An 8,111-nucleotide genomic window follows, 5' to 3' on the forward strand; every position below is an offset into this window, starting at 1 on the left:
AACTCATTAACGGTGAAATAAATACATACAGCAAACCGCTTAGCGGGGCAATCACAATCATTAAATTAAAAGTAGCATAGTTAAAATCAATAGCCTATATTTATTAATTATTTGAATTTTGAAAGCAACCAATGGGCCCAATTAAATTAGGTATAGTAGACGACCATAAAATTTTCAGAAATGGTTTAAAAGCTACCCTTGAAGATTGCGGGGATTTTGAGCTGGTACTCGAAGCTTCAAACGGAAAAGAGCTGATAGGCTTATTAACAGACAAAACCCCTGATGTTATATTAATGGATATTAAAATGCCCGAGATGGATGGCATCCAAACCGCCACTCATGTTCACCAGCATTTTAAGGACATTAAGATCCTGGCATTATCCATGTTTAACGAAGACAAATATATTGTGGATATGATGAAAGCCGGCGCATCGGGCTACCTGCTTAAAAATGCCGAACCGGAAGAGATCATCGAGGCCGTATCTACCGTTTACAACAAGGGCTTCTATTTTAACGAGCACCTGTCCATAACACTCATCAAACAACTGGTAGGCAATGACCAGGCCGATAATATCCCCAATAACAAAACCGACCTTAACGAGCGCGAAATTGAAGTGCTTAAATTGGTTTGCCAGGAATGCTCCAACCAGGAGATAGCAGATAAAATCTTCCTGAGCGTACGCACTGTCGAAGGCTACCGCGCAAGGCTATTTGAAAAAACCGGCTCAAAAAATTTAGTGGGATTAGTTATTTATGCCATTAAACGCGGCATTATCAATGTCACTTAGTCTATAGTCGTGAGTTACAGGTTCTAAGTCTAAAAAAGAGGAGCAAAACTTCGGACTTACGACTTTCGACTTAGTACTTAATAATTACGCCGACAGCTTTTTATCGCCTGCCAGGTTGCGCATAAACCTTTTGCGGTAGTTAAGCGGGCTCAGGTTCATTTTGGCTTTAAACATTTTATAAAAATGAGACACATCGCCGAAACCACTCTCAAACGAGATCTCTGAAATAGGCTTATCTGTTTGCACCAGTTGCTGTATGGCGTAATTAAGCCTATACTCAATTATAGTTTCCATGAATGTTTTGCGGGTAACTTTTTTAAAGTATTTGCAAAAAGCATTCGGGGTCATATTAGCAATACTGGCCGCTTTATCTAACGACACGTGTTTTCTAAAATTGTCGACCAGGTAGGCAAATACCGGGTTGATCCGCTCGCGCTCGGTATTGGAACGTTCGCCTATAATGCGGTGCTGATCAAGCAGGGTATACTCTTCTGACGAAGCCATGCGGTGCAATATCTCCAGCAAACCTATCAGCATCCTGAAATTGCTTTTTTCCTCAACCAGGCCAAGTAACAACTTTTTAACCTCGGCGCAGGTTTCACCATAGAATGAAACCCCGCATCCGCTTTGCTGAAAAAGTTTTTTGATGAGTTGAAGCTCAAATTTGTTGAAAAACTCTTCGCCTAAAAAAGCATCATTAAACTGGATCACTACGGCGCTTGCTTCGCGAAGCACTGTTTCATTTGGCTCCAGTTTCCAGCAATGCGGGAGATTAGGACCAAGCAAAACCAGATCGCCGGACGCAAAATCCTCCATATGGCTGCCAACATAGCGCTTGCCGGAACCGCTGATAATACACGTCAATTCATATTCCTCGTGGAAATGATAAGGGGCATCAAATGCCAGCTTGTCAAATTTCCGGATAAGAAATGACTGCGTATTTGTAGGCTGAAGAACTTCGTACGACGCTTTTATCATTGCATATTTTAACGTAAATAAAACCCCGATTCAAATTACGGATAAAATCACCCATAAATGTACCATTCATTTCATTTTTTTTCAACTAAAGTTAACCTTACTTTGAAATATAAACCTAAAAACTATGAATACACAGATCGCTCATTTACCGGTACTTGATAATTTTATAAAAATATCCAACCACAATATTAATGAATTTCGTGAAAAAGGCCATACCCTTGTACACGAAGTGCTTACAAAAGATGAAATTGCTGCCTATCGCCCTGTAATTGTTGGCGCTGCCGACAGGTACAATACCGAAAAGCGTAAACTGGAAGAACGGGACACCTATGGTAAAGCCTTTTTACAGATCATGAACCTGTGGCAGGTTGATGAAGATGTTAAAACTTTTGTAATGGCCAAACGCCTGGCCAAAATTGCCGCCGACCTGATGGGGGTTGAAAACGTACGCATTTATCACGACCAGGCCCTGTTTAAAGAACCTGGCGGCGGCCCTACACCATGGCACCAGGACCAGTACTACTGGCCTATCGACACCAATAACACCGTAACCCTTTGGATGCCGCTGATTGATATTGATGTAAATATGGGCATGCTAACCTTTGCCTCAGGCTCATATGTTAACGGCGCCGTGTTTAACACCGAAATTTCTGACGAGTCCGAATCGGCCTTTGATGATTATGTTAAAGAGAAGGGATTTGAGATAACCCGCGCCAAAACCATGAAGGCTGGCGATGCCACCTGGCACCGGGGCTTTACCATCCACAATGCACCGGGCAATAACTCAAATAAAATGCGCGAGGTGATGACCATCATTTACGTAGCCGATGGCGCCCGCATCACCCCCTACAAAAACGAATGGCAAAAAAATGATCACCATAAATGGTTGATGGGCAAACCTATCGGCGGGCTGATAGATTCTGAATTGAATCCGAAAGTGCTCTGAACCGTTGATGCTTTTTGATTACACTGATTACGTTGATTTTTCTGAGCTTGTTAAAGTATCAGCGAAATCAACGTAATCACTCCTAATCAGCGGTCACGCTGCCACCCATACCGCATCGATAAACCATTTTTTGGTATCGAAAAATTGCCCTACCGGCTGAAAGCCTGTGTTTATGGCTATCTGATCGGTTTGCATCAGGGTGAATTTTTGGGAGATCTCCATGTAGATGTATTCATCTTTTTTGAAATCTATTTTTTCGTTGCCGATGGTTACCTGCTGATCCTGCAAACTGATGAGGTAGCTTTTGCAGGCCCCGGTTTCTGGATCGTAGGTTGGATAATGTTCAAACTTACTCACATCAAAGTCGGCATGCAGCTCGCGGTTAATGCGGCGAAGCAGGTTGAGATTAAACTCGCGGGTAATGCCATCTTTATCGTTATAGGCGGCAAGGATAACCCTCGGATCTTTTTTCAGGTCCATGCCTATCAATACCATATCTCCCTCCGACAGGTTATTTCTTAGCTCGCGGCAAAATTCAATGGCTCCGTCAATGGGCATATTGCCAATGTTTGAACCTAAAAACAGCACCACTTTACGTCTCGGTGAAATAGCTGCCGCTTTATTCAACATCTCAAAATATTCGCCGTTAAGCCCGGTGATCTTCAACCCCGGCAAGGTTACCGGCAGGGTTATGTTAAGGTACGAGATTACATTATCTGAGATATCTATAGGTAGGTAAGTAAAATCAGCCTTTTTTTCCAACAGGTACCTAAGCAGATACGTCGATTTCATGGCATCACCGGCACCAAGCTCAATCAGGTCAAAAGCATCACCATCGGCAATCAGCGCATCGCAGATCTCGGCAGTTTTTTCCGAAAAAATCTCCAGCTCGCAATTGGTTGGATAATACTCCGGGCAGTTCATGAGCTCCTGAAACAGCTTATCGCCATTGGCATCATAAAAATATTTTGAGTTAAGGTGCTTGGGTTCCGATTGCAACCCTGCTATAACGTCGGCATAAAACTGCCTGTTTTCGGCACTTATGTCACAATTTATGGCTGTTGGTGTAAAGGCTTGGTTCATAGAGATGGTGGTGTTTTTGTGTCAATTTACTTCGCAAGTCTTATGCCAGTAAACTGCCAGCGTAAATTTGTTTGAAAAAAATTGCGATAAGTTGCACGACTATGACCTGGAGGCGTAACTTCTGACGCGCCGCGCAGCACTTTCTGGTTAACCATAAATTTACCATTATATTCGCCAATAGCACCCGGCGCTTTGGCAAAACCCGGATAAGGCAGGTATGAACTTTCTGTCCACTCCCAGCGGCGGCCCCAGTTAAATTTCGAAGCCGCTGCTTCCCACTCAAATTCCGTTGGCAGCCTTAAGCCTTTCCATGAGGCGTACGCATAGGCTTCAAAATAGCTGATGTGGGTAACCGGCTCTTTTAAATGCAAAAGTTCTAAACCGTGGTAAGTATAGTTATGCCGTTCAGTATCTATTAAATGCCAATACAAAGGTGCCTCAACTTTATTGGTTTTTACCCAATCCCAACCTTCAGCATGCCAGTGCCTAAAATCATGATAACCACCGCTATTAATAAATTCCAGGTATTCGGCATTGGTAACCAGTTTAGGGCTTACCTCGTAAGCGTTCAGGTATACCTTATGGCGGTTAAGCTCATTATCAAAACAAAATCCATCACCGTTAAAGCCTATCTCATAAATGCCCTCATCCATGTTAATAAAGGCATCATCTCCCCCCTCGTCAATATGCGGAGCGGTGTAGTTTTTATTATAGGCCGGAAACAGCGGATTGTGGCCCAATATGAATTTAATATCGGTCATTAAAAGCTCCTGGTGCTGCTCTTCGTGGTTAAAACCGAGGATAAGCAACTCTTTAACATCGCCACTTACCTCGCCGAACAAAAAGCTTTCCATGGCCTCGTCAACATATTTGCGGTAACTGTAAATTTCAATAACCGTAGGGCGGCTCAGGTTGCCCCTATCGGTACGGATCACCCGTGTGCCAACAGTTTCGTAGTAGCTGTTAAAAACATAGTTGTAATCGGGATTGTATTCCTGGTAGCCCATAAAATAGGGCTTGAGAATAAAAGTTTCAAAAAACCAGGTAACGTGCCCGATATGCCATTTCGGCGGACTAACATCCACCACGGGCTGTACCACGTAGTCTTCCGTTTGCAAATACGAGCAAATTTTTTCTGTACGCTGGCGTACCTCTTTGTACCGGGCTATTAAATCCATTGATATTACTTACTATCCAAAAACTGCTTTAAGTTTGAAATTGTTTTAATACCCAATTGCTTTGCCTGCTGCTGCCTCATCATTAAAGCGTAGGCATTATTAAAGCCAATTGGCTTGAGCCATTTTATTTGATATTTACTTTCAAACTGGCGCTGTACATAATTATATGTGCTATCCCTGTTTATTGCTACTTCATTAACTGTTTTTGGCGATGCCTGTAAAATTGCCAGCAAACCTGTACCCGTATACTCGGGATAAAAATCTATCTGGTTATTGGTTAGCGCATCAAAGCAAATTTTAGTGCCGCCAAGGCCTGTTTTGGTCGATACCTCATGATCTGTGTAACCCTTGATCAGCATGCTGTACATATTAGCCAGGATGTATTGCTCGCCAAAAATCTTTGAACCTATGCGCACCATGCCATCGCTCCCACCCCGCTCTGCCCGCCACAATTTATTGGCCACCAAAAAATCCTTAGCAACCCTTTCGGGGCTTTGGTGAAGATAGTCGGTACGGTAATTTAAAACCGTCATGACTGAATCATTTATTTTTCCTGACAACAGGTTTAATGTCTGTTCAAGGTCAGGAAATTTTTGAAGCGCGTCATCCCGCACTATGGGAGTAGCATAATATGGCGGAAAAATATGTTTATCGTCATCCAGCACAACCAAGTCATACGCTTTTAGCCTCCCATCGGTTGAGTATCCGCTGATCACGTCGAGATGCTTTTCAAACGCTGCTTTGTACATCACCGCATCGCTGATCACGATGGTATGGATCTTCAAGCCGTATTTACTCCGGAGGCCGAGGTCGCCATCCTGCCGGCCCATAAACTCGGGCGTAAAACCAGCGGTAAGTTTTCCTTTTGATTTTGCGGGGACAATATAGAACAAGCATAATGTTATGAGCAATGCCGGGAATACATATATAACACGCTTCAGCTTTTTAAAGCTGATCTTTTGCACCATTGACAGCAACAGATCGAAAATAACGGCCAACAGCGCAGATGGGATTGCACCTGCCAATATCATATTGGTATTATTAAGTGAGATCCCGCCGAAAATAAACTCTCCCAATCCACCGGCAGCGATGAGCGAAGCCAGCGTTGCAACCCCAACGTTGATCACTGTAGCAGTGCGAATACCGGTGAATATCACAGGCATGGCCAGCGGCAATTCTACCTTAAACAAGATCTGCCATTTGCTCATCCCCATGGCTACAGCCGCTTCCTTAACTGCCGCATCCACCCCTAAAATGCCGGTGTAGGTATTGCGAATAATCGGCAACAAAGCATATAACAATAGGGCAACAATAGCCGGTTTAGGACCGATACCCAAAAGCGGGATCATAAAACCAAGCAGCGCGATACTGGGAATAGTTTGCAGCACCCCTGCAATACCTAAAACAATACCAGCAAGTTGCTTTCTGCGAACAATAAGGATCCCCAGCGGCAAGCCTACCAGTACAGCAATGCAGAGCGAAATAAAGGTAAGCCCGATGTGCTGCAGGGTTTGTTCCTGCAATTTGCCGGACTGCTGCTGCATAAACTGCCATAAGGTTTGCTGCTGCTCATTCATTTCTGTCGCGTTTCTGATATTGATAAAAAGCCGACATTAAAGATTCAAAAGATACAGTCTTCAATTCCTTATTCTCCAGATCCATTATGTTTAGGCGTTCAGCATTAAAAAATGTAGTTCTTTCCAAAACCGCCCATAAATTATCTTTGTTATTAACCAGTATCCCAGGCTCGACCCCTTTTATTTCTTCGTTTGAAAGTAAATGCCAAAGCGATCTAAGGGTAATTGTTTTAAGTTCCAGCAGTAACCTTTGCTCTTTCAAAAAGTCTTTTACAAATTCATTTTTCGGCTTAAATAATAAATCTGTAGGCGTGCCATTCTGCACAATTTTGCCTTTATCCATCAGGCAGATGCGGTCGCCCAATTCAAAAGCCTCTTGCACATCGTGGGTTACCATGATGATGGTTTTGCGTTTAAGCTCATCGAGCGCTTTAAATTCGGCATGAATTTTTGAGCGGGTAACATTATCCAGCGCCCCGAAAGGCTCATCCATCAGCAACACCGGCGGGTCAGACACCAATGCCCTGGCCAGGCCAATACGCTGTTGCTGGCCACCGCTCAACTCATTGGGGTAAATGTTGAGATATGACGAGTCAAGGTGGAGTTTCTCCATCAACTCGGCTGTACGTTTTTCCGTTTTTTGCTTATCCCATTTTAACAGGTTAGGCACCACCGCAATATTTTGTGCAACGGTATAATGCGGAAACAGGCCATTATTTTGCAGCACATAGCCAATTCCGCGACGCAGGGTTTCAGACTGCTGCTCCAGGATGTTTTTACCATCAATGTAAATAGCGCCGCTTGTTGGCTCAATAAGCCGATTGATCATTTTTAACGTAGTAGTTTTACCACAGCCGCTGGTACCTAACAGGATGAGGTTTTCGTGGTCTTCTACCTCGAAAGATACGCCATTAACCGCTTTAACCCCTCCGAAATGCTTACTTACCCTGTCAACCTTTATCATGCGCTCCGGATTAATCCCCAAGGGTCATGAAAAGGTTGTTCAGCGATTCGGAATATAGCGGATGGGCAAAAACGCAATAACGGATCCTATCGTAAGTTATGCCGCCTTCCATAGCCATTTGCAGCACGGTCATGATCTCGCCGCCTTCTGGACCAAGTACGGTAGCGCCCAGGATCTTTTTTGTATCCGGATCAACAATAGCTTTCATAAAGCCGCGAGTATCGCCGGTTTCAATGGCTCGGGCCACATGCGCCATAGGCAGTTTGGCCACTTTGTATTTGATGCCTTGTTTTTTCGCTTCCGTTTCGTCGATCCCGATCCTACCCAGTTGAGGGTCGGTAAACATACAGTAAGGCACCGGGCGGTCTTTTATATTGTAGTTTGTACCTTCAAACAGGTTACGGTAAACAATGGTATAGTCGTTATAAGAAATATGCGTAAATGCCGGGCCTCCTTTTGCATCGCCAAGCGCATAAACGCCGGCAGCAGTGGTTTCCAGCTTATCGTTTACTTTGATATTGCCGTGCTCATCTGTTTCGATCCCCGCAGCCGGCAGGTTTAATGCTTCCGTTTGCGGCTTGCGGCCAATGGCTACCA

8 protein-coding genes are annotated in these 8,111 nt (G+C 44.0%); 2 read left to right on the top strand and 6 right to left on the bottom strand.

Going from position 1 to position 8,111, the window contains the following annotated elements; genetic code table 11:
• Nucleotides 1-131: 131 nt before the first annotated feature.
• On the top strand, nucleotides 132-788 hold the full coding sequence (locus VF500_RS28170) for a response regulator transcription factor (RefSeq protein WP_321556040.1): 657 nt from the start codon (nucleotides 132-134) through the stop codon (nucleotides 786-788).
• Between the two features lie 84 nt (nucleotides 789-872).
• Here the strand turns inward: VF500_RS28170 and VF500_RS28175 are convergent, their stop codons facing one another.
• Nucleotides 873-1,766 (bottom strand): AraC family transcriptional regulator, encoded by an 894-nt coding sequence (locus VF500_RS28175; protein ID WP_330862845.1) that lies wholly within the window; start codon nucleotides 1,764-1,766, stop codon nucleotides 873-875.
• A gap of 124 nt (nucleotides 1,767-1,890) precedes the next feature.
• Between VF500_RS28175 and VF500_RS28180 the strand changes: the two genes are divergently transcribed.
• Entirely contained in the window at nucleotides 1,891-2,712 is an 822-nt protein-coding gene (locus tag VF500_RS28180) for a phytanoyl-CoA dioxygenase family protein (protein WP_330862846.1), read from the top strand.
• Between the two features lie 93 nt (nucleotides 2,713-2,805).
• Here VF500_RS28180 and VF500_RS28185 read toward each other — a convergent pair whose 3' ends face one another.
• The 5 genes from VF500_RS28185 to VF500_RS28205 all read right to left on the bottom strand — a co-directional run.
• Nucleotides 2,806-3,795, bottom strand: coding sequence for an L-histidine N(alpha)-methyltransferase (locus VF500_RS28185; RefSeq protein ID WP_330862847.1), 990 nt, complete (start codon nucleotides 3,793-3,795; stop codon nucleotides 2,806-2,808).
• 26 nt (nucleotides 3,796-3,821) lie between these two features.
• Entirely contained in the window at nucleotides 3,822-4,973 is a 1,152-nt protein-coding gene (egtB, locus tag VF500_RS28190) for an ergothioneine biosynthesis protein EgtB (protein WP_330862848.1), read from the bottom strand.
• Between the two features lie 5 nt (nucleotides 4,974-4,978).
• Nucleotides 4,979-6,550, bottom strand: coding sequence for an ABC transporter permease/substrate-binding protein (locus VF500_RS28195; RefSeq protein WP_330862849.1), 1,572 nt, complete (start codon nucleotides 6,548-6,550; stop codon nucleotides 4,979-4,981).
• Nucleotides 6,543-7,514 (bottom strand): ABC transporter ATP-binding protein, encoded by a 972-nt coding sequence (locus tag VF500_RS28200; RefSeq protein ID WP_330862850.1) that lies wholly within the window; start codon nucleotides 7,512-7,514, stop codon nucleotides 6,543-6,545. Before VF500_RS28200 ends, VF500_RS28195 begins: the two co-directional genes overlap by 8 nt.
• A gap of 10 nt (nucleotides 7,515-7,524) precedes the next feature.
• Nucleotides 7,525-8,111: FAD-dependent oxidoreductase (locus VF500_RS28205; RefSeq protein ID WP_330862851.1), on the bottom strand; the 587-nt coding region annotated here is incomplete at its 5' end.

The sequence above is a fragment of the Mucilaginibacter sp. genome, from assembly GCF_036383575.1.
Classification (GTDB): domain Bacteria; phylum Bacteroidota; class Bacteroidia; order Sphingobacteriales; family Sphingobacteriaceae; genus Mucilaginibacter.

Bases quoted from the DNA above. Each gene is read 5' to 3' on its own strand.
- VF500_RS28170 (WP_321556040.1), top strand. From the start codon at position 132: ATGGGCCCAATTAAATTAGGTATAGTAGACGACCATAAAATTTTCAGA.
- VF500_RS28175 (WP_330862845.1), bottom strand. From the start codon at position 1,766: ATGATAAAAGCGTCGTACGAAGTTCTTCAGCCTACAAATACGCAGTCA.
- VF500_RS28180 (WP_330862846.1), top strand. From the start codon at position 1,891: ATGAATACACAGATCGCTCATTTACCGGTACTTGATAATTTTATAAAA.
- VF500_RS28185 (WP_330862847.1), bottom strand. From the start codon at position 3,795: ATGAACCAAGCCTTTACACCAACAGCCATAAATTGTGACATAAGTGCC.
- egtB (WP_330862848.1), bottom strand. From the start codon at position 4,973: ATGGATTTAATAGCCCGGTACAAAGAGGTACGCCAGCGTACAGAAAAA.
- VF500_RS28195 (WP_330862849.1), bottom strand. From the start codon at position 6,550: ATGAATGAGCAGCAGCAAACCTTATGGCAGTTTATGCAGCAGCAGTCC.
- VF500_RS28200 (WP_330862850.1), bottom strand. From the start codon at position 7,514: ATGATAAAGGTTGACAGGGTAAGTAAGCATTTCGGAGGGGTTAAAGCG.